The 22,718-nt window shown below is 70.5% G+C and carries 23 protein-coding genes and 2 pseudogenes; 6 read left to right on the top strand and 19 right to left on the bottom strand.

Annotated features, from left to right (window positions below; translation table 11 throughout):
- Positions 1-372: 372 nt before the first annotated feature.
- Positions 373-954 (top strand): annotated as a pseudogene (locus DSC45_RS35920) (M23 family metallopeptidase); the annotation flags it as partial.
- Positions 955-1,020: 66 nt separating this feature from the next.
- Here the strand turns inward: DSC45_RS35920 and DSC45_RS30435 are convergent.
- From DSC45_RS30435 to proS, 18 genes are all read right to left on the bottom strand, one after another.
- Positions 1,021-1,578: a TetR/AcrR family transcriptional regulator gene (locus DSC45_RS30435; RefSeq protein WP_119295210.1), complete on the bottom strand. Its 558-nt coding sequence runs from the start codon at positions 1,576-1,578 to the stop codon at positions 1,021-1,023.
- 248 nt (positions 1,579-1,826) lie between these two features.
- Complete coding sequence (gene whiG, locus DSC45_RS30430) at positions 1,827-2,663, bottom strand: RNA polymerase sigma factor WhiG (RefSeq protein ID WP_119295209.1); 837 nt, start codon at positions 2,661-2,663, stop codon at positions 1,827-1,829.
- 208 nt (positions 2,664-2,871) lie between these two features.
- Positions 2,872-4,080: a DNA-processing protein DprA gene (gene dprA, locus DSC45_RS30425; protein WP_240434939.1), complete on the bottom strand. Its 1,209-nt coding sequence runs from the start codon at positions 4,078-4,080 to the stop codon at positions 2,872-2,874.
- A gap of 208 nt (positions 4,081-4,288) precedes the next feature.
- Positions 4,289-5,911, bottom strand: a complete 1,623-nt coding sequence (locus tag DSC45_RS30420) for a YifB family Mg chelatase-like AAA ATPase (RefSeq protein ID WP_119295207.1) — start codon at positions 5,909-5,911, stop codon at positions 4,289-4,291.
- Positions 5,911-6,306 (bottom strand): YraN family protein, encoded by a 396-nt coding sequence (locus tag DSC45_RS30415; protein WP_119295206.1) that lies wholly within the window; start codon positions 6,304-6,306, stop codon positions 5,911-5,913. Before DSC45_RS30415 ends, DSC45_RS30420 begins: the two co-directional genes overlap by 1 nt.
- A gap of 168 nt (positions 6,307-6,474) precedes the next feature.
- Positions 6,475-6,783 carry a DUF2469 domain-containing protein gene (locus tag DSC45_RS30410; protein WP_003993268.1) on the bottom strand — a complete coding sequence of 103 codons (309 nt, stop codon included), beginning with the start codon at positions 6,781-6,783 and terminating at the stop codon, positions 6,475-6,477.
- 55 nt (positions 6,784-6,838) lie between these two features.
- Complete coding sequence (locus DSC45_RS30405; protein ID WP_119295205.1) at positions 6,839-7,333, bottom strand: NUDIX hydrolase; 495 nt, start codon at positions 7,331-7,333, stop codon at positions 6,839-6,841.
- Positions 7,323-8,072 carry a signal peptidase I gene (lepB, locus tag DSC45_RS30400; RefSeq protein ID WP_119295204.1) on the bottom strand — a complete coding sequence of 250 codons (750 nt, stop codon included), beginning with the start codon at positions 8,070-8,072 and terminating at the stop codon, positions 7,323-7,325. Before lepB (DSC45_RS30400) ends, DSC45_RS30405 begins: the two co-directional genes overlap by 11 nt.
- 80 nt (positions 8,073-8,152) lie before the next feature.
- On the bottom strand, positions 8,153-9,049 hold the full coding sequence (gene lepB / locus DSC45_RS30395) for a signal peptidase I (RefSeq protein WP_119295254.1): 897 nt from the start codon (positions 9,047-9,049) through the stop codon (positions 8,153-8,155).
- On the bottom strand, positions 8,979-10,100 hold the full coding sequence (gene lepB / locus DSC45_RS30390; protein WP_119295253.1) for a signal peptidase I: 1,122 nt from the start codon (positions 10,098-10,100) through the stop codon (positions 8,979-8,981). The genes lepB (DSC45_RS30395) and lepB (DSC45_RS30390) overlap by 71 nt, the downstream gene beginning before the upstream one ends.
- Positions 10,093-10,779 carry a signal peptidase I gene (gene lepB, locus DSC45_RS30385; RefSeq protein ID WP_119295203.1) on the bottom strand — a complete coding sequence of 229 codons (687 nt, stop codon included), beginning with the start codon at positions 10,777-10,779 and terminating at the stop codon, positions 10,093-10,095. Before lepB (DSC45_RS30385) ends, lepB (DSC45_RS30390) begins: the two co-directional genes overlap by 8 nt.
- Positions 10,780-10,824: 45 nt before the next feature.
- Positions 10,825-11,175: a 50S ribosomal protein L19 gene (rplS, locus tag DSC45_RS30380; RefSeq protein WP_119295202.1), complete on the bottom strand. Its 351-nt coding sequence runs from the start codon at positions 11,173-11,175 to the stop codon at positions 10,825-10,827.
- A gap of 129 nt (positions 11,176-11,304) precedes the next feature.
- Positions 11,305-12,126 carry a tRNA (guanosine(37)-N1)-methyltransferase TrmD gene (gene trmD, locus DSC45_RS30375; RefSeq protein ID WP_119295201.1) on the bottom strand — a complete coding sequence of 274 codons (822 nt, stop codon included), beginning with the start codon at positions 12,124-12,126 and terminating at the stop codon, positions 11,305-11,307.
- Complete coding sequence (gene rimM, locus DSC45_RS30370; protein ID WP_119295200.1) at positions 12,126-12,707, bottom strand: ribosome maturation factor RimM; 582 nt, start codon at positions 12,705-12,707, stop codon at positions 12,126-12,128. Before rimM ends, trmD begins: the two co-directional genes overlap by 1 nt.
- A 103-nt stretch (positions 12,708-12,810) precedes the next feature.
- Positions 12,811-13,050 (bottom strand): RNA-binding protein, encoded by a 240-nt coding sequence (locus DSC45_RS30365; RefSeq protein WP_119295199.1) that lies wholly within the window; start codon positions 13,048-13,050, stop codon positions 12,811-12,813.
- 2 nt (positions 13,051-13,052) lie between these two features.
- A complete protein-coding gene (gene rpsP, locus DSC45_RS30360) occupies positions 13,053-13,490 on the bottom strand; it encodes a 30S ribosomal protein S16 (protein ID WP_119295198.1) in 438 nt (145 codons plus the stop codon).
- Between the two features lie 283 nt (positions 13,491-13,773).
- Positions 13,774-14,367 carry a hypothetical protein gene (locus DSC45_RS30355; protein ID WP_119295197.1) on the bottom strand — a complete coding sequence of 198 codons (594 nt, stop codon included), beginning with the start codon at positions 14,365-14,367 and terminating at the stop codon, positions 13,774-13,776.
- A 372-nt stretch (positions 14,368-14,739) separates the two neighbouring features.
- A complete protein-coding gene (gene proS, locus DSC45_RS30350; protein ID WP_119295196.1) occupies positions 14,740-16,155 on the bottom strand; it encodes a proline--tRNA ligase in 1,416 nt (471 codons plus the stop codon).
- Between the two features lie 211 nt (positions 16,156-16,366).
- On the opposite strand from proS, the gene DSC45_RS30345 reads away from it, so the two are divergent.
- Entirely contained in the window at positions 16,367-17,239 is an 873-nt protein-coding gene (locus DSC45_RS30345; protein WP_119295195.1) for a methyltransferase domain-containing protein, read from the top strand.
- A 19-nt stretch (positions 17,240-17,258) separates the two neighbouring features.
- Here DSC45_RS30345 and ftsH read toward each other — a convergent pair.
- Positions 17,259-19,187: pseudogene (gene ftsH, locus DSC45_RS30340) on the bottom strand (ATP-dependent zinc metalloprotease FtsH).
- A 134-nt stretch (positions 19,188-19,321) separates the two neighbouring features.
- Between ftsH and yhfZ the strand changes: the two are divergent.
- The 4 genes from yhfZ to DSC45_RS30320 all read left to right on the top strand — a co-directional run bounded on the left by yhfZ (position 19,322) and on the right by DSC45_RS30320 (position 22,660).
- Positions 19,322-20,263 carry a GntR family transcriptional regulator YhfZ gene (gene yhfZ / locus DSC45_RS30335; RefSeq protein ID WP_119295194.1) on the top strand — a complete coding sequence of 314 codons (942 nt, stop codon included), beginning with the start codon at positions 19,322-19,324 and terminating at the stop codon, positions 20,261-20,263.
- A 75-nt stretch (positions 20,264-20,338) separates the two neighbouring features.
- Positions 20,339-20,716, top strand: a complete 378-nt coding sequence (locus DSC45_RS30330; RefSeq protein WP_119295193.1) for a PRD domain-containing protein — start codon at positions 20,339-20,341, stop codon at positions 20,714-20,716.
- A gap of 49 nt (positions 20,717-20,765) precedes the next feature.
- Positions 20,766-21,122, top strand: a complete 357-nt coding sequence (locus DSC45_RS30325; RefSeq protein ID WP_119295192.1) for a DUF2620 domain-containing protein — start codon at positions 20,766-20,768, stop codon at positions 21,120-21,122.
- Between the two features lie 140 nt (positions 21,123-21,262).
- A complete protein-coding gene (locus tag DSC45_RS30320) occupies positions 21,263-22,660 on the top strand; it encodes a YhfT family protein (RefSeq protein WP_119295191.1) in 1,398 nt (465 codons plus the stop codon).
- Positions 22,661-22,718: the final 58 nt, after the last annotated feature.

Raw genomic sequence — 22,718 nt, 5'->3', positions numbered from 1 at the left:
GATCCGGTGACCCGGATCGCCACATGAAGTGTACGGGACCCGCGGAGCGACGGGTGACGCCGTTGTCCACAACCGGCCAGTACTCCACAGATCCGGCCCGACCCCGTTCTGCCGCCTCGATTCCGGCCACGCTGTTCGGGCGAACCGACAGGTGTGGTGAGGGAGCAGCGGATGCTGATGCGGGTGGGAGTGCCGTCGAGGGCTGCGGGGTGTGTGCGGCCTGCGCCCGGAGCGCGACGGATCCTCGGGGGCCGGTGTGCGGCGAGGGTGCTGGCCTGGATCCTGGCGAGTGTGGTCGCGGGGCTGCTGCTGGGCACAGCGGTGGCGGTTGCCGTGCTGCTCGCCCGGGCGCTGGCTGCCGAGGACGCTGGAATGGAGCGGCCCGCGTCGGTGGCGCGGGTGCGGGGACTGTCGTACGCACCGGTGGCGTTACGGGATGAGGTCGGGCCCGCGCCCGACCGGCCCTCCCCCGCGCCCGGGGTGAGCGAGCAGGCCGCACCGACGCGCGGACGAGCCTGGCCGGTGGGTCGGCGCCCTCCGGTGGTGCGCGCCTTCGAGGCACCCGCCGGTCCTTACGGGCCGGGACACCGCGGCGTCGACCTCGGCGCACCCGCCGGTGCGGTGGTGCGGGCCGCGGCGCCGGGCCGCATCGCCTTCGCCGGCCGGGTCGCGGGCCGCGGGGTCGTGTCGATCGAACTCCCCGGCACCGGCGACCCACCCCTGCGCGTCACCTACGAACCGGTGCGCGCCGTGGCCAAGAAGGGCGCGAAGGTACAGGCCGGGCAGGCGGTGGCTGTACTGGAGCCGGGCGCCTCGCACTGCCGCCCGCGCGACTGCCTGCACTGGGGCCTGCGCCGCGGCCGCCAGTATCTCGATCCCCTGACGCTGCTGCCGCCGTCGATACTGCGCCGAGCGCCGTCGCGCCTGCTGCCGGTCATCGGTGTCCCCGTGCCGGCCTCCGCTAGCAGCCCCGGGAAGGACGGCCCTCCGCCCGTGGTCGCCTCGTCGATCCGAACGGCCTCAGCGGCCGACGCCTCGCAGGGCCATCGACACGGCGGCATCGGTGATCGCTCCCGGATCCTCCGCGGCGCCCAACTCGATCCGTCGCACCGCAGCATCGACCACGCCCTGCAGCAGCATCGCGGCCAGCCGCGGCTGCTCGTGCCCCAGCGCGACCAGCGCCTCCACGATCATCGCCACGAGTCCGCCGTGCGCCGCCCGGATCTTCTCCCGCGCTCCCGCGTCGAGTTCGCTGGACGAGATCGCGACGACGGCGCGGTGCCGCCGGTCCCCCACCAGTGCGAGCTGCGAGCGCACATACGCTGCGACCTTGTCCTCGGGCGTCCCCGCACGCGCCATGGCGCTCTCCACCTCGGCCGCCCAGATCGGGAAGTCGACCTCGCAGAGCTCCTCCACGACCGCGGCGCGCGAACGGAAGTACTCGTAGACGGAGGAACGCGCGAGGCCCGTGCGCTCGGCGAGCGCGGGAAAGGTCAGCGCCTCCGTACCGCCTTCGGACAGCAGGGAACGCGCGGCGTCGAGGAGGGCGCCGCGCTGCATCGACCGGTGCTCGGCCACAGAGGCCGCTCGAATCCTGGGCACGAACTCAGTCTACGGAGCGCGGCCGGATCCCGGGAGACGACCCGACGTACGCAGTTCGCTCCCGGCGGCCGTACGGTCCTCGCCGACCGTTCTCGCCGGCAGCCACCATCGGCCCGGACTAGGCATCGGACCGGCATCCGGCCGCAGGCCGGTAACACGTCCCTACGCAGGCCTGGTTCGGATCCGTGCACGGGACCGGATCGGGTGCGGACGGGAGGACCGATTCAGCGTCCGAAGCTCGCCAGCTTGGCCCGGAGCTGCAGCACCGACTTGGTGTGGATCTGACTGACCCTGCTCTCGGTCACACCCAGCACATTGCCGATCTCGGCGAGCGTGAGCCCTTCGTAGTAGTACAGCGTGACCACGGTCTTCTCGCGGTCGGGCAGGGTGTTGATCGCGCGCGCGAGCAGGCGGCGCAGCTCACGGTCCTCGGCGATCTCCACCGGGTTGTCCGCGGCGGTGTCCTCGAGGGTGTCCATGAGCGACAGCCGGTCCCCGCCCTCGCCGCCGGCGTGCAGCAGTTCCTCGAGCGCCACTACGTTGGCGAGCGACAACTGGCTGAATACAGAGTGCAGATCATCGAGCGCGATGCCCATCTCGGCCGCGACCTCACCCTCGGACGGTGTGCGCCGGTGCTGCGCCTCCAGGGTGGTGTACGCCTGCTCCACGGCTCGTGCCTTCTGGCGCACCGAGCGCGGAATCCAGTCCAGGGCGCGCAGTTCGTCGATCATCGCGCCGCGGATCCGGGTGATCGCATATGTCTCGAACTTGATGGCCCGCTCGATGTCGAACTTCTCGATGGCATCGATCAGCCCGAACACTCCGGAAGAGACGAAGTCCGCCTGCTCCACGTTGGACGGCAGCCCCACACTGACCCGTCCGGCCACGTATTTCACCAACGGTGAGTAGTGCAGGATCAGTTGCTCGCGCAGCCTGTCGTCTCCCGTGGACTTGTACGACCGCCAGAGCTCGTCGAGTGACGACGGTGCGGCTGGCCGCACGCTGCCTCGGGCGGCGGGGGGAACTGCCGCCCGGTCAGACCCGGAGGTGTGCTGGGGCATTCGTTGCCTTGAGCCGTTCTGCTGTGAAGCGCGGTGATTTCGTTGGTCGGAACCGGAAGCTGTGAGCGTAGCGTGACTGAAGCGTCGCAGTGTGCGAAGGGTATGGGATCTCGAGGGCTCGACTCCCCCGCTCCGGAGTGCGCCGGAGGCCGAAACCGGCCACCGTTTCCACCCCCGCCACCCCCTCGGATCCCCGCGTCTGCCAAGGTCACGGCGGATCATCCGGACGGCCGAACATCTCCTGACGCCACCCTGCCCCGGCCTCCGAGATCGACACCATCGCGTGGCGTGTCAACTGCCAGTCGTCGCCGTGTCGTTCGACGAACCCCAGTGACTGCAGTTCGTACAGTCGGGCGACTGCTCCGTCGGACGTGGTCGCGGCCGCGCGTGCGATGTCCTGCACCGAGGCAGCCCGCCCGGCCGGCAGCGTCTCGAGTACATGCGCGGCCGGCCGGGGCAGCAGGTCACGCGGCAGCACCGGTCCGCGCGGCTCGGGAGCCAACTCGCCCATCTCGCCGACGAGTTCGATCACTTCGGCCGCGTCCGTCACCAAGACGGCCTCGCCCCGCAGGAGTTGATGGACGCCCTGCGAGTACCGGCTGGTCGCCGGTCCGGGTACCCCCATCGTGTGACGACCGAGGCGCTGCGCACCGCGCGCGGTGACCAGGGCGCCGCTGCGGTGCGCGGCCTCGACCACCACGGTCCCGCGGGTGAGTGCCGCGATGACACGGTTGCGCTGGATGAACCGGTACGCCGTCGGGTGCTCGCCGGGCGGCAACTCGCCCAGCAGCAGCCCCTGTTCGGCGATCCGCTCGAGCAGTCGCGCGTGACCACGGGGGTAGGGCACATCCACTCCGCTGGCCAGCACTGCGACGGTGGCGCCGCCTGAGGCGAGCGTGCCCCGGTGGGCGGCGCCGTCCACTCCGTAGGCGCCACCGGAGACCACGATCCAGCCGCGCTCGGCGAGGCCGGCCGACAGAGCGGCCGCCATGTGTGCGCCGTACTCGGTACAGGCCCTGGAGCCCACGACGGCGACGGACCTCAGCGCCCACATCCGCAGGTCCGCTTCGCCGCGGACCCACAGACCGACAGGACGCGTCTCGCCCAGGTCGTCCAGCTGGGCGGGCCACTCCCGGTCGCCGGGGCAGACGAACCGGGCGCCGGCAGCGGCGGCGGCCGCCAGGTCCTGTTGCGCCCGGGGACGCTCGGCGGCTCTCAGGCGCAGCCCCTGCAGACGCTGCCTCCCCACGCCGGGCAGCGACTCGTCGCCCTCCGTCAGCCGACGGAGCAGGTCCACCGCGCCGTAGGCGCGCAGCCACGCGCCCGCCCTCGCGTCACCCGGTTCGAGGATCCTTCCGAGCGCGACCCGCGCCAGCCGCTCCTCCTGGCCGACCACGCCAACTTCCTTACGCCGCATGCCACTCGAGCCGACGTGCCCCACGTGCTCACCGTCCGACCGCACACCGTCCGCAGCCGATCCCGCCGCTGCATCGCTCATCGCATCCACACCCGCCACCTCTGCATCCGCCACCGCTGCCCCTCCGCCGTCAGGCCCTCGTCGACAGCCCGCACCCCGCCGTCTCCGCCCCGTTCCGCGCCCGAGCCCCAATCCCGGACGGTCCCGCTCATACGCCGATCTCCAGGGGAACCCCGCGCTGGACGCCCGTGCGCAAGTGCAGTGCCGTAGCCACGTCGAGAGCCTCGGGCCGGTCCCGGCCGGCCAGGTCGGACACCGTCCAGGCGACCCGAAGTACTCGGTCGAGTCCGCGGGCGGTGAGCAGTCCCCGCTCCAGGTCCCGCTCGGCCTCGGCGAGAGCGCCCGGGCCCACCTGCCAGCGGGTACGCAGTTCGTGCCCCGGTACCTCGCTGTTCCGAGTCCAAGGGGTGCCGGACAGTCGTGCCGTGGCCCGCTCCCTCGCCTCCCGCACCCGGTCGGCGACCACCTTGGTGCTCTCCCGTGATCCGGTCGTGCCCACCAGCTCGGCCCGTGTCACCGGCTCCGCCTGCACCTTCAGGTCGACCCGGTCGAGCAGTGGTCCGGAGAGTCGGGCCTGGTAGCGGCGGATGACCGCCGGCGGACAGTCCCCGGACTCGCCGGTGAGGCGACAGCGCCCGCAGGGGCAGGGATTGGCGGCGAGGACCATCAGGAAGCTCGCCGGCAGCCGTACGACACCGGCGGCCCGTGCCACCACCACGTGGCCCGATTCGAGCGGCTGACGCAGCGCTTCCAGCGCCTTGGCACTGAACTCAGGTGCCTCGTCCAGGAACAGCACGCCCCGGTGAGCCAGCGACACGGCCCCGGGCTTCGGCAGCCCGGGCCCACCACCGACGAGCGACTGCATGGTCGACGAGTGGTGCGGGGCGCAGTACGGCGGCGTGTCCACGAGCGGGCGCCCCGAAGGGAGGATCCCGGCCACCGAGTGCACCGCCGTGACCTCGAGGGACTCCCGTCGGGTCAACGGCGGCATGATCGACGGGATCCGCTCGGCGAGCATGGTCTTGCCCGCGCCCGGCGGGCCGTGCAAGAGCAGATGGTGTCCGCCCGCAGCCGCGACCTCGAGTGCGGCGCGCCCCGCGCGCTGCCCCGCCACGTCTGCCAGGTCCCGGTGCAGCGCGTCGTCGTCCAGTGCGCCCGATGGGCCGAGCCCGGCGCCTAGTCCCGCGCCCGGCAGAGCGAGCGAGCCCAGCATGGGATCCGGTCGCCCGGGCTCGTCCGGTTCCTCCTGCGGCACCGGTTCATCGGTGAGCACCGCGATCAGTTGCCGCAGGCTGCGCACGCCGAGCACGGAGATGCCCGGCACGAGCGAGGCCTCGGCGGCTGCCCGCTCCGGTACCACCACCTGCTCGTACCCGGCCTCTGCGGCCGCGAGTACGGAGGGCAGGACGCCGGGCACCGGCCGGACCCGTCCGTCGAGCCCCAGCTCGCCGATCATCACGATGTCCGCGAGGACCCGCGGATCGATCCGCTCGGCGGCCCCGAGCACCGCACTGGCCACGGCGAGATCGAATCCGCTGCCACGCTTCGGCACCGACGCCGGACTGAGGCCCACCGTCAGCTTCTTCTGCGGCCATTCACCACCGGAATTGACGACGGCGGCTCTGACCCGGTCCCGGCTCTCCACCAGGCTCTTGTCGGGCAACCCGACCAGCGTGAAGGCGGCCACCCCGGGCTCGAGATCGGCCTGCACCTCCACCACGACGCCCTCGACACCGACGAGCGCGACCGAACAGGTCCGTGCGAACCCCATCAGGCCACCCCCCGCGCGTGCTCCACGACGGGTGCTCCCCTGGCCGGCAGCAGAACGCCCACAAGGTCGATCCGCACCCCGCCGTCAGGCGGTCCACCGTGCTGCCTGACCCAGTGCCCGGCCAGTTTCCTGAGCCGCTCCGCCTTGGCCTGTGTGACCGCGGCCATCGGATGCTCGAACGTCCCACCGCCCCGGCCACCGGCCGCGGCGGCCCGCGCCGCACTGCGCGTCTTGACCTCGCAGACCACCAGGGCGTCGCCGTCCAGTGCCACGATGTCGATCTCGCCGCTGCGGCCCGGCCGCCAGTTCTGGGCCAGAATCGTCATCCCGGCCTCGGTCAGCCGTCGTGCCGCCAGCTTCTCGCCGTACCGGCCGATCGCCGTCCGTGCGTTCATCCCGCACCACCTCCGCAGACGAAGGTGACGCATCACGGCGAAGCGTGGTGATCTTGGTGGACAACCGAGCGATTGTGGAAAACTCCGCCACTCGTACGGGTGGAAAACCGTCCTCACGGAAACCCCGTGACGCCACCGGCCCTGGTCAGCGACCAGGCTCCCGAGCCCTCAGCCGCTCGGCAGCTCGAGATCGCTCTTGTTGAGCTCCTCGATATTCACGTCCTTGAACGTCAGCACACGCACCTGCTTGACGAACCGGGCCGGCCGATACATGTCCCACACCCATGCATCGGCCATGGACACCTCGAAAAAGACCTCCCCCTGGACCGAGTGCACCTGCATCTCGTAGTCGTTGGTGAGGTAGAAACGCCGCTCGGTCTCGATCACGTATTTGAACAGGCCGACGACGTCGCGGTACTCCCGGTAGAGCTTGAGCTCCATCTCGGTCTCGTACTTCTCGAGATCCTCCGCGCTCATGGCATGTTCCCCTTCAGCCTTGCGTCCCCCTATTGTGCGCCAGTCCCGCGAGCCCCTAGACGATTTCGGTGTCAAGGACCACGGGACTGCTCGGAGGACCCTCGTCGAGCAGCTTCCCGAGCAGCCCGGCGAGCCTGGTCGGATACACAGTCTCACGCGACCCGGCGAGTTCCGGGAAAGTCCACCACCGCGACCCGGCGACACTGCGCCGCTCCAGCTCCGTGAACCCCTCGGTCACCGTCTCGGTCCGCGTCGTGCGGGCGAGGAAGTACCACTCGTCCTGATCCCAGCGCCGGCCGTCGAACGGGAACGAGCAGATCCTGCGCCAGAGCACCGGCCCGAGCTCGACATCCGTGATACCCGTCTCCTCGGCGAGCTCCCGGAGCGCGGCCTCCTCGTGCGTCTCGGCGCCTTCGAGACCGCCGCCGGGCGTGAACCACCAGTTGTCCGCAGGATCGTCCGGCTCGTGGCCGTGCATCAGCAGGATCCGGTCGGCGGGGTCGAGCAGCACGATCCGGGAGACCTTGCGCAGCTCGCGGTCAGCGGACACCGGCCGGCTCCGTCCGACGCGGCGCCGACGCCTTGCGTCGCCTGGCCGCCACCGGCCCGTACGCGGCGCCGCCGAGAATCAGCACAGCTCCGGCGATCACCGCCGCCACCTGCAGCCGCAGCGGCCCGGGCTCGGAGACCCCGCCGGGCAGGCGAGCGAAGCCATCGGGCCGCTGCAGCATGCCGTCCATCGGCCAGGCAATCGCGTCGACCCGGGCATTCACGGCGCTACGCGGCACCGAGCCGTTGTCGGCCTCGTCGAGATGCACGCTGGAGTCGAGCGACGCGGTGCGCTCGTCCCCGAGCAGGAACAGCCGGCCCTTCGGCACCTCCGTGGGCGGTATCGGCTTCGCCTCGAGATCCGAGTCCTTCGGCAGATACGGTTCGTCGACCGCCTTGCCGTTGACCGTGAGCCCACCGCCGCGCGTACAGCAGGCGACCTTGTCGCCGCCGACGCCGACCACGCGCTTGACCATGGGCAGGTCGCCCCAGGACTTCTGCTTGAACACCACCACGTCACCACGACGGACCTCGTCGCCGTCTATCCGCTCTGCCAGCACCCGGTCACCTGCGCCGATGGTCGGCGTCATGGACTCCGTGGGAACCGTGTACGGCTGGTAGACGAACGCGCCCCAGGCGAAGCCGCCCAGGAAGAGCACACAGCCGAGGGCCACGGCACAGCCCGACAGCACGCTGCCGAGCCGTCCGCGACCCTCGCCCGTACGTCCCTCAGAAGTCATCCCAGCGCTCCCGCGTTCGGAGAACCGATCTCCCGTTCGGAAGATCGTCGATCTGGGACGGCACCCTACCCGGCGGTACGTCAGCCAGAAACCCTGCGCCGGCGCCACAGCACGAGAGGCAGCGCGCCCGCGAGCCCGAGAGCACCAGGGGTCGCCGCCGCAGCGGCGGACGAGATCCCGGACTGGCTGAAGGTGTCCGGCACCGGGAGCGTGCCCCAGCGGTTGACCGGCCAGGCCTTGACCACGGCGCGGCCCACGACCTTGTCGGTGGGTACGAAGCCGCCGCCCGGGTCCTGCTGGTGGTAACGCGAGTCCAGCGAGTTCTGCCGGTGGTCGCCCATCACCCAGATCTTGCCGGCGGGAACGGTGACCTTGAACTGGCCGCCCTGGTCGTCCTCACTGCACGGGGTGTTGCCTGCGAAAACGTACGAGTTCTCTTCGAGGGCCTTGCCGTTCACCTTGACCGGGCCGGTGCCCTTGCACTCGATCACGTCGCCCGCGGTGCCGATGACGCGCTTGATCAGGTCCTTGTCCTCGGCGGACGGCATCAGGCCGATCCAACTGAGCGCCCGCTGCATCGCGTTGGGCGTCGGAGTCGGCTCGCCGGCCAGCCAGTTGCCCGGATCGTGGAAGACGACCACCTCGCCGCGCTCCGGCTCCGAACCGAACCACGGGGTGAGCTTGTCGACCAGGACGCGGTCGCCGCGCTGCAGGGTGTTCTGCATGGAGTCCGAGGGGATCGAGAACGCCTGCACCAGGAACGTCTTGATCACCAGCGCCAGGACGAGGGCGATACCGATGAGGAGCGGCAGCTCCTTCCAGAAGGACTTGGCCTTCTTCGGTGCGGACGCCTTCGAGGAGCCGCCCGCATCGGACGAGCCGCCCCCGGATCGCCCGGCGCCGCCGTCATTCCCGGAACCGTCGCCGCCGGAGCCGCCACCCGACGCGCTGCTGCCGTCCGAACCGCCACCACCGATCGCCTCGCGCGCATCGCGATCGTCTTCGGGTCCCTCGTGTCCGGATCGTGCGCCGACGGCCAAATCCCCCACATCCACTCCTCGATACGTACCGCTGCCTGCCCCAGACGTGATGCAGGCCTACCACTCCCATAACGAGCGGGAGTTCCGCAGGGGTCGGGAGGTGGGGTCGTGCGTTCAGATTCTCGCTCGCCAGCCTATGCGACGGACCGTCGGCCGCCGTCCTGACGCCCCCCGCGTTCTGCGGATCGGGGACGGAGGCGTAGGTCTCGCGCTCTTCCAGGGTGCGCCAGTGGTCGAACGGCCAGGCCGTGACCACCGCTCGCCCGACCACCCCGTCCTCGGAGACGGTCCCGTCGTGGCCCTGGTCCATGTGCGCCCTGGAGTCCGCCGAGTTCGACCTGTGGTCGCCCATGACGAAGAGTCTGCCCTTCGGCACGGTCACATCGAACTTGGTCATCGACGGACGATCGCCGGGATTGAGATACGGCTCGCTGATCGGGGTGCCGTTGACCGTGACGCGGCCGTCCTCGCCACAGCACTTGACCCGGTCGCCGCCGACCGCCACCACGCGCTTGATCAGGTCCTGTTCGTCCTCGGACGGCAGCAGGCCGATGAAGCCGAGGCCTTCCTTCAGCTGTTTGACGATCACCGGATCGTCCTTGTCCCTGGTGTTCTGCTCCTTCTGGAGCCAGCCGCCCGGATCCTTGAAGACGACGACGTCGCCGCGCTGCGGCTTGGAGCCGAACCAGGGTGTGAGCTTGTCGACGAGCACACGGTCGCCGATCTTGATGGTCTGTTCCATCGACCCCGAAGGGATCACGAAGGCCTGCACCAGGAACGTCTTCAGGCCGAGCGCGATCAGCAGGGCCACGCCTATGAGGAGGGGTATCTCCTTCACCGCCGAGCGACGGCGACGGCGCTTGACCTTCTTCGCCAGCCGGCGGCGTTCGGCACGGCCCGGCCGTATCGGATCGCTGGTCGGCCTGGTCCCCGTGGGCAGTCGGTTGTCCGCGCGGCGAGCGTTGCGTGGGCGTCCGCGACTACCCATGCGCACCGCCGGGGTCCGGCACGCGTGCGAACGTCCCGGGGCGGTCGATCGAAGTCCAGCGGCCGGCCGGCCATCCGATCCAGTCGGCTCTGCCGATCACCGATTCGACCGGCACCATGCCGCCCCCGGGCGATCCGAGGTGGTCGCGCGAGTCGCTCGACGCACTGCGGTGGTCGCCGAGCACGAAGAGCGATCCTTCGGGTACGACGATGTCGAAAGGCACCGATGAGGGCGCGTCACCCGGGAAGAGATACCGCTCGTCGACCGCCTCGCCGTTCACCTCGAGCCTCCCCTGCTCGCCGCAGCACACCACCCGGTCACCACCGACACCGGCGACGCGCTTGATGTAGTCGTCGTCACCGAAGTACCCAGATCCGTCGAAGACGACGACATCCCCGCGCTGCGGCTCGGAATCGAAACGGTACGCCAACTTGTTCACCAGTACCCGGTCCCCTGATCTCAGGGAGGGCTCCATCGAGCCACTGGGGATGAGGAACGGCTGCATCACGAAGGTGCTGACGAGCAACAGGCAGGCGACGCACAGGAGTCCGAGCAGGCCGGCCTTGTGCCACAGGGACCAGCCGCCCGAACGCGCGGAGCGCGACCCCTCCTCCCCGTCCGCCTCTGCGGCGTCCCGGGAGGAGCGATCGCGCTCCGTGTGCTGTGCTTCGGTGTCCATCGGGGGCAGAGCTTAGCCCGCCCTCCTATGAACGCCTGCACGAGATCAGTTGTCGCGCTTCTCCTTGATCTTCGCGGCCTTGCCGCGCAGGTCGCGCAGGTAGTAGAGCTTCGCGCGGCGGACGGCACCGCGGGTCACGAGCTCGATCTTCTCGACGATCGGGGTGTGCACCGGGAAGGTGCGCTCGACGCCGACGGAGAAGGAGACCTTGCGGACCGTGAAGGTCTCGCGGACGCCGGAGCCCTGCCGGCGGATGACGACGCCCTTGAACTGCTGCACACGGGAGCGGCTGCCCTCGATGACGCGCACGTGGACGTTGACGGTGTCGCCCGGGCGGAAGGCCGGGACGTCGTCGCGCAGCGACGCGGAGTCGACGGAGTCGAGCAGGTTAGCCATGATCGTCTGCTTCCTCGCTGATGCCACAGGTCATCAACGGATTCGTGAGAGGTATGTGGGTGCTGATCGCGTCGGACGGGCGTCGTATCCCCCTGTGGCAGGGGCGCACGCCGGACGTACAGCAGCGGCCTATTCTTCCACGGCGTCGGCCCTGCGCCAAAATCGGCCACCGGGTTCCGGTGCCCAGCCCAGGATGGACAGCATTTCGCGGTCGTACTTGTCGAACGTGCCGGGGTCGAGACGCTCCACCAGGTCGGGACGGTTGGCCGTGGTGCGGCGCAGTGCCTCGTCCCGGCGCCAGCGGGCGATCTTGCCGTGGTGGCCGCTGAGCAGCACCGGCGGGATTCCGCGGTCCCGCCACTGAGGGGGCTTGGTGTACACCGGCCCCTCGAGCAGATTGGCCATCTCGCCCGGGGCGAAGGAGTCGTCGCGATGCGACTCCGCGTTGCCCAGCACTCCCGGGAGCAGCCGGGCCACCGCCTCGGTGATCACCAGGACCGCGGCCTCACCGCCCGCCAGGACGTAGTCCCCGATGGATACCTCGTAGACCGGCATACGGGTCGCGTACTCGTCGACGACCCGGCGGTCGATGCCCTCGTAGCGGGCGGGCGTGAAGATCAGCCAGGGTTGTTCGGACAACTCCTGGGCCATCGCCTGGGTGAAGGGCCGGCCGCTGGGGGTGGGGACGACGAGCGCCGGGCCCGATGCGCCCTGCTCGTAGCCGTCGGCGAGGACGGTGTCGAGGGCGTCACCCCAAGGTTCGGTCTTCATGACCATGCCGGGGCCGCCGCCGTACGGGGTGTCGTCGACGGTGTTGTGCCGGTCGTACGTCCACTCGCGCAGGTCGTGGACCTGGACGTCCAGGCGGCCGCGCGCGCGTGCCTTGCCGACCAGGGAGACATTCAGGGGTTCGAGGTACTCGGGGAAGATCGTGACGACGTCGAGCCGCATCAGCCTGCGTCCTCCGCCGGCCGCCCCGGGTCGCCGTCGTTCTCGGCTTCGCGCGCCGAGGCGATCTCCGCGCGGTCGTCGATGAGCCCGGGCGGCGGGTCGATGACGGCGCGCTGCTCGTCGAGATCGATCTCGGTGACGATCTCCTCGACGAACGGTACGAGGACCTCGCTGCCGTCCGGCCGCTCGATGATGAACAGGTCCTGCGAGGGCAGATGCGAGATCTCGGTGATCCGGCCCACCTCGGCGCCGTCCACGGTCACCACATCGAGGTCGATGAGCTGGTGGTCGTAGAACTCGTCCGGTGCATCGGGCAGTTGCTCCGGGTCGATCTCGGCGATCAGCAGGGTGTTGCGCAGCGCCTCTGCGGCGTTCCGGTCGCGTACGCCCACGAAACGGAGCAGCAGCCGGCCGCTGTGCACCCGGCCCGACTCGATGGTCAGCGGCCCGGTGGACGCCGGGTCCGTCGTCAGGACGGCGCCCGGGGCGAGCCGCAGCTCGGGCTCGTCGGTGCGCACCTCGACGGTGAGCTCCCCCTTGATGCCGTGGGCACGGCCGATGCGTCCCACTACCAACTGCACGTGCCTTCTCCTGTCGTACGACGACGGGCCGGGGCGGGTCCCTTGCGGGTGCCCGCCCCGGCCCGAGCCGGTGCTGCGATGGGTCCGAGAGCCGGAGTACGACTCAGTGGACCTGGTCCACGTCGACGAGGTCGACGCGGACACCACGGCCGCCGATGGCACCCACGACGGTGCGCAGGGCGCGTGCGGTGCGGCCGTTACGACCGATCACCTTGCCGAGGTCTTCGGGGTGGACCCGCACCTCGAGTACACGCCCGCGGCGCAGGTTGCGCGAGGCGACCTGCACGTCGTCGGGGTTGTCGACGATGCCTTTCACGAGGTGCTCGAGAGCCTCCTCGAGCATGCTCAGGCCTCAGTCGACTCGGCGGACGCCGACGCGTCGGCCTTCTCGGCGTCGTCCTTCTTGTCGGACTTCTTCGCCTTCTGGGTGATCGCCTCACCCTTCGGGCCGTCCTCGGCGCTCACGACGTCGAAGGTCGGACGGGCCGCCTTCTCCTCCGGCTGAAGCAGCGGCGGCGGCGCGGGCTCGCCCTTGTGCTTCTGCCAGTCGCCGGTCTTCTTGAGGATGGCCATGACCGGCTCGGTCGGCTGCGCGCCGACACTCAGCCAGTAGGCCACGCGCTCGGCGTCGACCTCGATGCGCGACGGGTTCTGCACCGGGTGGTACAGGCCGATCTCCTCGATGGCCCGGCCGTCACGGCGGGTGCGGGAGTCGGCGACGATGATGCGGTAGTGAGGCGCGCGGATCTTTCCCAGACGCTTCAGCTTGATCTTGACTGCCACTGGAGTGGTGTCTCCTGGTCTTGACGTGGGTGGGCACAACGTGATGCCGCGTGGGGTTGCGGTACTCGCGTGCCCGATGGACGCGTCAGCCGGAGGAGAGAGGGGTCCTGTGCGGCTGTCGAGTACAGCTAGCCATTGTGCCACAGCCCCTCGGGGCCGCCGACCGCGGCCGGAACGGGCCTCGCCGGACCCTCTCGCGGCCCGCACGGGGCGGCCGACCGCAGGTCGTGGGAGGTCGGCGTGGACCCACGATCGGCAGCGGCCGCCCGGACGGCACCGGCGGTCATCCCACCGCGGCCACCACCTCGGGGATGCGGAACGGCTTGCCGCAGCCGCCGCACATGATCGGCGCCTGGGCGAGGACCGAGGGGACCACGCGGACGTTCCGCCCGCAGTCGCAGACGGCCTTGACGCGGACGCCACCGCCGGACGAACCGTGCCGTGCGGCAGGTCCGCGGAACGAGCGTGCGGTGTCCTTGGAGGTCGCGGCGGTGTGGGCGCGCAGCGCGCGCTCGAGCCGCTCGACCGTCGGCCGGTAGCGCCGTCTCGCTTCGGGGTTGAGTGCGACCAGCGAGAAGCCACTGCTGGGATGCGGCTCCTCGGGGTGGTCGAGGCCCAACTCCTCGGCGATCGCCAGGAATCGGCGGTTGTGGTAGCGGCCTGCGCGTGAGGTGTCACGGATGCCGCGTGCGGCGGCGATGCCGTGGACTGCCTCATGCAGCAGTCGCTCGAAGGAGAGCTCGGCGCCACAGGCGGACGAGGACTCTCCGATCAGGGATTCGGGCGCGGCTAGATCCGGCAGCTCGGGGTGGTACCGCTGAATGTCGGCCCACGCCTGCGCCAGCTCTGCGGCGAGAACAGTTGGTGTCGTGCTCACGTCGTGACAACGAGCCGGGGTGGCTCCTTGTTCCTATTCCGGGCCATCCCAAATAATTTGCACGTACCAGTCAGTTGCCGCTGATGCGTCCGGACGAGGGCGGGTGCGCAGATGTACCGAGAAGCCGGGGGATCTCAGCACAAGGCGGTACGTAGTACCAGGTACGCATCCACGCGTAGCGCAGGTCCGCCGGACGTGGCCCTTGATGTCGGGGGCGGCGCAAGGGGTGTTTCGGCCGATTCCGCCCCGGAGGGAGCGGTTCCCGCACTGGAGCCTTCCGGAGTGGTCTCCCGTCCGACGGGCTCCCCGCCCTCGGGGTTCCCTCCGGTCGGAAGGGATCCGCTCCGGCGGGACGTGACCCGGTCAGTACTTTCAGTACGCCCGCGCGACGAGGGCGACGTTACCCGGTGCGTCGTCGCGGTCCGGCACCGCCCCGTCCTCGGCGATCAGGCACCGTACGGAGACCGAGTGTTCGGCCAGGCGGGCCTCGCCCTCCTCGCCGAGGGTGGCCCAGGGAATGCGGGCCACTCCCCCGGCGAGGGCCACGTCCGCGGCCTCCTCGACCGTGGCGGCCTCGGAGGTCAGGGCCTGGCGGCGGATCCGGGACTCGGACAGCAGCCGCTGCTGGTCCTCCTCGAGGAGGTCGGGGACGAGTGCGTCGACGGCGTTCGGAGCGACCGATTCCTTGCTGCCGGGAATGCGGCGGGCCAGCACCACGGTGCCGTTCTCCAGATCACGCGGGCCGACCTCGATGCGTACCGGTACTCCCTTGAGTTCCCAGTCGACCGCGCGGCGTCCGAACGGGGTGTCCGTACGGTCGTCGACGCGCACCCGGACTCCGGCCGCGGTGAGGCGCTCGCCGATCGCGTGGACCTGTTCGAGGACCGCCGGGTCGTCCTTGATGGCGAGCACCACGACCTGCACCGGGGCGAGCCGCGGCGGCACCCTGAGGCCCTGGTCGTCGCCGTGCGCCATGATCAGGCCGCCGACCATGCGGGTCGAGGAGCCCCAGGAGGTCTGCCAGACGAGTTCCTGCTCGCCGCCCTTGGAGAGGTAGCGGGTGCCGAAGGCCTTGGCGAAGTTGGTGCCGAGTTCGTGGCTGGTACCCATCTGCAGGGCCTTGCCGTCCCGCATCACGCCTTCGAGGGTGAGGGTGTTGATGGCGCCGGCGAAGCGTTCGCCCGGGGTCTTGCGGCCGAGGACGACGTCGATGCCGAGGACGTTCACCATGAAGTCGGCGTAGACCTCGCGGTGGATGTGCTCGGCGTACGCGCGGGCCTCCTCGTAGGTGGCGTGGGCGGTGTGGCCCTCCTGCCAGAGGAACTCGGTGGTGCGCAGGAAGACGCGGGGGCGCATTTCCCAACGGACCACGTTCGCCCACTGGTTGATGAGCAGCGGCAGGTCGCGGTAGCTCTGCACCCACTTCGCGAACGAGGCGTTGACCACCGTCTCGGAGGTCGGGCGGACGACGACGGGCTCGTCGAGCTCCTTGCCGCCGCCGTGCGTGACCACGGCGAGTTCGGGGGCGAAGCCCTCGACGTGCTCGGCCTCCTTGGTCAGGTAGGACTGCGGGATGAACAGCGGGAAGTAGGCGTTCTCGGCGCCCGCCCGCTTGATCCGGGCGTCCATCTCCTGCTGCATCCGCTCCCACAGGCTGTAGCCGTACGGCCTGATGACCATGGTGCCGCGCACCGGACCGTTGTCGGCGAGCTCCGCCTTGGTGATCAGGTCCTGGTACCAGCGGGGGAAGTCGTCCGCCTGGGGCGTGAGTACGGGAGCCTTTGCCATGGCGCGCATGGTACGGGGCGAGGCTGTGGATGCGCGTGCCGATTTCTCCCGTACCGCCGGCGCCGGCGCCGGACGCAAGCGGTGCCCGACGCCCTCTGGACGGCACGGCGGATGGGGAGTTCTCTGGCATACGGGGGCGCACGGGCACGGGGACGGACCAACGGGGCACACCGCTGAACTCTCCAGCCGGCTCTCGGCGATTGGGGCTTCCATGACACCTACGCTCGCCCGACGACACGGCCCGCGACCGGCGACCGGCCGGGACCCCGAGGTGCGGTCCCGCGCTCGCGACTGGGCGGAGATCCAGGAGCGGATGCCGGTTCCGCTCTACGAGGCCGTGTACGAGCGCCTGGAGGTCGGGCCCGGCACCCGCCTCCTCGGCCTCGGCTGCGGCTCCGGGCTCGCGCTGCTGCTCGCGGCGCGGCGTGGGGCGGACGTGACGGGAGTGGATTCGGGTGCACCGGAACTGCTCGCACTCGCGGGCGAACGACTGGAGTCTGCGGTTGACGCCGAGGCCGACGAGGGCGGCCGGTCCGCGGATGCGCCGCGGCTGGTGGAGGGCGGGCCCGCGGACGCCGCCCCGCCGGGGGGATCGCCGTACAACCTGGTCACCGCCTTCTCGCCGATCGGTGCGGTGGACGGGGACTTCGACGCGCTGCTCGGGCAGTTGGCCGAGGCGCTGCCGCTCGTCGGACGCGGTGGCACGGTGGTGCTGGCCGGCTGGGGGCCGCCCGAACGCTGCGCGGCGACTTCGGTACTGCGGTTGGCGACCCGCCTCGCCGATCCGCTGCGCGGGAACGGGAGTTGGCGTTCCGCCCGGCGGGACGATCTGGAGGAGGCGGCGGCGCGTGCGGGGTTGGTGCCGGACGGATCCGGACGGGTGGCCTGCCCGTTCGGGTACGCGGATGTGCGCAGTGCGGTGCGCGGCCTGATGTCGACGGGGCTGTTCGACGCGGCGACCCGGAACTCGGAGCGGGAGCAGGTGGCCAAGGAGCTGGCGGAGGCGCTGCATCCGTATGTCCGCCGGGACGGCACGGTCTGGATGCCGCATGTGTTCCGGTACTTGATCGCGCGTACCCGGTGAAGGCGTATCTCCGGCGGGTTCAGTAAGCGGGCTTGGCCAGGCGGGTGATGCCGGCCGCGCGGTAGGCCTCGGCCTCGTCGCGGGTCTCGTTGGCGAGGAGTGCCTCGGAGAGGGCGTCGAGCTTGTCGCGCTGGTCGCGGAGTTGGCGGCAGGCGCTCTCGTAGCACTCGTCGACGATGCGGCGCATCTCGTTGTCGATGGTGTCGAGGGTGACGGGAGCTGCGGCCAGTCCGTACGGCTCCTGGGAGGTGCTCGGCAGGGCGGAGAGCCGGCCGACGCGTTCGCTCATGCCCCCAGCGGGCGACCATGCCGCGGGCGAGATTGGTGACCTGCTCGAGGTCGCTCTCGGCGCCGGTGGTGACGACACCGAAGACCACACTCTCGGCCGCCATCCCGCCGAGGGCACCGATGATCCGGCCGCGCAGATACTCCTCCGTGTACGCGTATCTGTCGGCGTCGGGCGTGGAGAGCGTGACGCCCAGTGCACGGCCGCGCGGCACGATGGTGATCTTGCGGACCGGGTCGGCGCCGGGCTGCAGCATGCCGAGGAGTGCGTGGCCGCTCTCGTGGTACGCCGTGCAGCGGCGTTCCTCTGCGGGCATCACCAGGGGCCGCTCAGCACCGAGTCGGACCTTCTCGAGGGCGTCGGAGAAGTCTGCCGCGGTGACCTGCCGCTGCTTGCGCTTGACGGCGAGGAGAGCCGCCGCGTTGGCGAGATTGGCGAGGTCTGCGCCGGTCATTCCCGGTGTCGTACGGGCCACCTGGGTGAGGTCGACGTCGTCGGCGAGCGGGATGTGGCGGGTGTGGATGTCCACGATGGCGGCGCGCCCGTTCCGGTCGGGCGGGCTGACCATCACCGTGCGGTCGAAGCGGCCAGGGCGGGTCAGGGCGAGGTCGAGGATGTCGGGGCGGTTGGTGGCGGCGATGACGACGACGCCCTCGGAGCCGCTGAAACCGTCCATCTCCGTGAGGATCTGGTTGAGCGTCTGCTCGCGTTCGTCGTGTCCACCCATGCCGGAACCGCCGCCGCGGGCCCGGCCGATGGTGTCGATCTCGTCGATGAAGATGATCGCGGGCGCCACCTTGCGGGCCTCGGCGAACAGTTCCCGCACCCGTGAGGCGCCCACGCCGACGATCATCTCGATGAACTCGGAGGCGGAGGCCGAGAAGAACGGCACTCCGGCCTCGCCGGCCACCGCTCGGGCGAGCAGAGTCTTGCCGGTGCCCGGGGGCCCGCGAGGAGCACACCGCCCGGCATCCTGGCGCCGAGACTGCGGTAGGCGTCGGGGCTCTTGAGGAAGTCGACGACGTCGCTGAGCTCGCCCTCGACCCCGTCGATACCGGCCACGTCGGCGAAGGTGGTGCGCTGGGCCGCCTCGAGTTCCACCGGCTCGGGCGGTGTCTTCCGGCCTAGCATGCCGCCGGCGCCGCCGCCCATGCCCGAGGCCATCCGGCGGGAGATGAAGATCCACAGACCGACCAGGAGGAGGAGCGGGGCGAGCGAGATCAGCAGATTGGTGAAGAGGTTCGGCTCCTTGTACACCGGCTCGGCGGTGACCACCACGTTCTGTTCGGTGAGTTCGCCCCAGAGTTTGTCGTCGGCGAAGCTCGGGCGCCGGGTGGAGAACTTGTCGTAACTGTCGCCGTCGCCCGGGAGTTTGGCGTCCTTCTTGAGGTCGCCCTGGATCTCGTCGCCCTTGGCGTAGATCTTCTCCACGTTGCCCGTGGTGACCTGCTTGCTGAATTCGGTGTACGAGATCGTCTTCGGCTCGTCCTCACCGAACAGTGAGAGCGCCAGGTTGGTCAGCAGGAAGACCGTGAGGGCGGTGAGAATCAGGCTGCGCCAGCCGCCGGGCATCCGCTTGCGCGGGGGCGGGGGCGGGGGCGGGGGGCCTTCGGATCGCCACGGCTGGTCGGTGCGGTCGCGCGGAGGTACGGGGCTGGTCAACGCGCTCGCCACTATTCGAGATGGCGATCTTTCGGGCATTCCGGGTATGAGCGGCTTCACGATCGAGACCGGAGTTGAATATCGACGCAGATGGGCAGTTGCCAGTATCCAGGATCCTGGTTACTGTCCATTGTGTGAACGGTTTCGACGATCGCTTCCTGACGCGCAACGGGCTCACCGCCCGAAGGCTCGCGGTTCTGCTGCTGCACCACGAGCCCGACACCCGGCTGCCCCGGGTCCGTGACCTGGCCCAGGAACTGCACGTCGGGAACGGCACCGTGCAGGCCGGCCTCCGCCTCCTGGAGTCGGCCGGCGCCATCGAGACCCAGGCGCGCGGCCACCTCGGCACCTTCCTGGTGGCCTCGGACCGCGCCATACTCTGGCGGCTCTCCGGACTCGGCACCCTGCTCGCCGCGATGCCGCTGCCCTACTCGCGCCGCTACGAGGGCCTCGCCACCGGACTGCGGGCGGCCTTCGAGCAGGCCGGTGCCCCCTTCGCCATCACCTTCATGCGTGGCGCCACGGCTCGTATCGGCGCGCTGCTCGAGGGCAAGGTCGACCTCGTCGTCCTGTCCCGGCTCGCCGCCGATCAGTTGGTCGAGGAGCACTCCGTCAAGCTGATCGCCGATCTCGGGCCCGCCACCTACGTGGGCGCGCACGGGCTGCTGCTGCGCCGGGGCGCGACCGTGCACGACCACGGGCTGCGGGTGGCCGTGGACCACAGCTCACGGGACCAGGTCCTGCTCGCCGAGAAGGCGTTCGCGGGGCGCTCCGACATCGAGTGGGTCGAGGCCTCGTACATGCAGCTGCGGGATCTGTTCGCCCATGCCAGGGCCGACGCCACCGTCTGGAACGTCGACGAGGTGCAGGGCCGGCTCGGCGAGGAACTGGCCGACGTGCTGCCGCTCGGCGACGAGGTCACCCGCGAACTGGCGCTCAGGAACTCGAGCGCCGCGATCGTCGGGCGCGCCAACAGTGCGGCCGCCTTCCAGGCCGTACGGGAGGCGCTCGACCTGTCCCTGATCACCGCACTGCAGAGCGAGGTGCTGCGCGGCGAGCGCATCCCGTCGTACTGAGACCACGCGCGCGGCCGCCACCCCGGACCGCCCGCCCGACCCACCAGGAACCACCCGCGCCACCGAAGGAAGACCATGGACGACCGACTCGCGCTCCGCATCCAGTTGTTCCGCGACGGCGGTCAGGTCCGCCCCGAGGTCGCCGACTTCGTCACCGCCGAGCTCGAAGCCCTCGCGGCCGAGGGCAAGGACGTCACCGAGGACACCGCGGGCATGCTCACCAGCCACCTGATGATGGCGCTCACCCGGCTCCTCGACGGCGAGCCGATCGAGGAGTTCCGCACCGACGACCAGGTCGCGGCCGAGCTGGCCGACCACCCGGAGGCGGTGGCCAGGGCACGCGAGGTCGCCGCCCGGGCCGCCGGACGGCTCGGCGCCGCCCTCCCCGAGTCCGAGGTCAACTTCCTCGGCCTGCATCTCGCCGTACTGGCCCAGCAGTCGCCCGCCGGCTGACGGACCCCGGCCCCGTACCCAGCAAGACATCCAGAGAGAAGGACCAGCCATGACGAAGATCCTCACCGGCGGCGTGGGCAAGGTCGAGGTCACCCGCACCGTCAACGCGCTCGGCCTCGACGGCGTCGAAGCCGTCGAGTCCAGCGACATGGACGCCGCGATGAAGCTCCGCGCCGGCCAGGCCGACTACTACCTCGGCACCTGCCACACCGGCGCCGGTGCGTCGCTGGGCGTCCTCGTCGGCCTGATGGGCAACGCCGCGTGCCACACCTTCGGCCGCTCCGTGCCCACCGAGGACGACGTCAACTCCCTGTTGGCGGAAGGAAAGAAGGTCTTCGGCTTCGCCATGGACCAGATCGACACCGTCGCCCCCATGCTGGCCCGCGCCATCGCCGCGCGCGCCTGACCCCGCACCACCGTCGCGCACCGGGCCCCACCCCGGCCGGCTCCCCACCGGCGCGCACCTCCCCCGTGCCGAAGCCCTGACGGTCCCGCAGGGCAGCGCAGTAGCCCTGACCGTCCCCGCAGGGCAGCAAGGAGTATCCCGTGAGTAACGCCCCCGCAGATCAGCTCACTTCCGTGCTCGCGGCCGGCACCAGCCTGAATCTCTCGGTCGCCCAGCAGCTGACCGTCATCGCGCTCTGCGCCCTGACCGCCTTCATCTCGCACATGGCGCTCGCCGTCTTCAACGACGGCGTACGCCCGTTCATGCTCGACTTCATCCAGGGCCGCACCACCCGCAGCGCCACCACCGCGGTGTCGTTCGGACTGTCGGCGGGCTTCATCTTCGGGCTCGGCGCACCGATGGCGCTGGCGTCCGGAGTGCTCAACCCCTGGCTGCTGTTCCTGCCCACGGACATCCTCGGCCTGCTCGCGCCGCGGAAGTGGATCGCACCGCTGCTCGGCGCCGGCTGGGGCGCCGTGGTCGTCTTCGGCCTGAACGGTGCGAACGACGTCGCCCACGATCTGCCGGTGGACTTCCTGACCGCCATGCAGGAGATGTCCACGCCGATCCTGTTCCTGTTCACGCTGTTCCCGGTGCTCGCCGTGACCAAGCAGTTCGGACGGCTGCGCGGCGGGATCGTCGGTGTGATCGAACTGGCCCTGGTCGTCATGACGATGAAGCTGTGGCCGGACATGTTCGCCGGCGCACTCGCGATGGCGGTCGGTGTCCTGGCCCTGATCGGCTTCGCCGTGCAGAAGGACCTGAAGGCGCGTCAGGCCGAGCGGGCCGCCTCCGAGAAGGCCGCGGCAGACTCCGGGAAGGACCCGAAGCCGAAGGCCGAAACGGCCGACGCCGACGACCCGATGGCCTCGCTGTTCAGCGCGAGCGCGGCCCGGCTCAGGAAGTATCTGCCGCTGTTCATGGTGCTCGGCGCCGGCGTCTGTGTGCTGGCCCAGATGAAGATCTTCGGCGGCGGTGAGGCGACCAGCTTCCTGATCGCCAAGGGGCAGTACGCGGAGGCCGCACAGGTCGACTTCTACCGGGTGTTCGGCTTCATCCCGCTGATCGCGACCACGGCGCTCGCCTCCGGCGCGTACGGCATCGCGGGCTTCACCCTGGTGTACCCGATCGGCTACCTGCTGCCGAACCCGGTGCTCGCGGCGGTCGTCGGCGCCGCCGTGTTCGCCGTCGAGGTGCTCGCCCTGTCGTACATCGGCAAGGCCCTGGGCAAGCTGCCCAGTGTCCGCGACTCCTCCGAGCACCTGCGCAGTGCGATCACCGAAGCGCTCGGGCTCGCGATCCTCTTCGGTTCGCTGATGGCCGCGAACGCGATGGGCGGCGGGCTCGGCATCCTCATCGTCGGCGGTCTGTATCTGCTGAACGAGGCGATGGGCCGCCCGGTCGTGAAGATGGCCGCCGCACCCGCCGCCGTCATCGTCGGCGGAGTACTCCTCAACATCCTGTACTGGCTCGACCTCTTCACCCCGATCAAGAGCTGACCCGGCACGGCCCACGGCCCGGGTCACCCCCGAGCCGGCCACGGAACCGGCCGCCCAC

Source organism: Streptomyces sp. YIM 130001 (assembly GCF_003574445.1).
In the GTDB taxonomy this organism is placed as follows: domain Bacteria; phylum Actinomycetota; class Actinomycetes; order Streptomycetales; family Streptomycetaceae; genus Streptomyces.
This window is presented reverse-complemented; position numbering and strand designations above follow the sequence as displayed.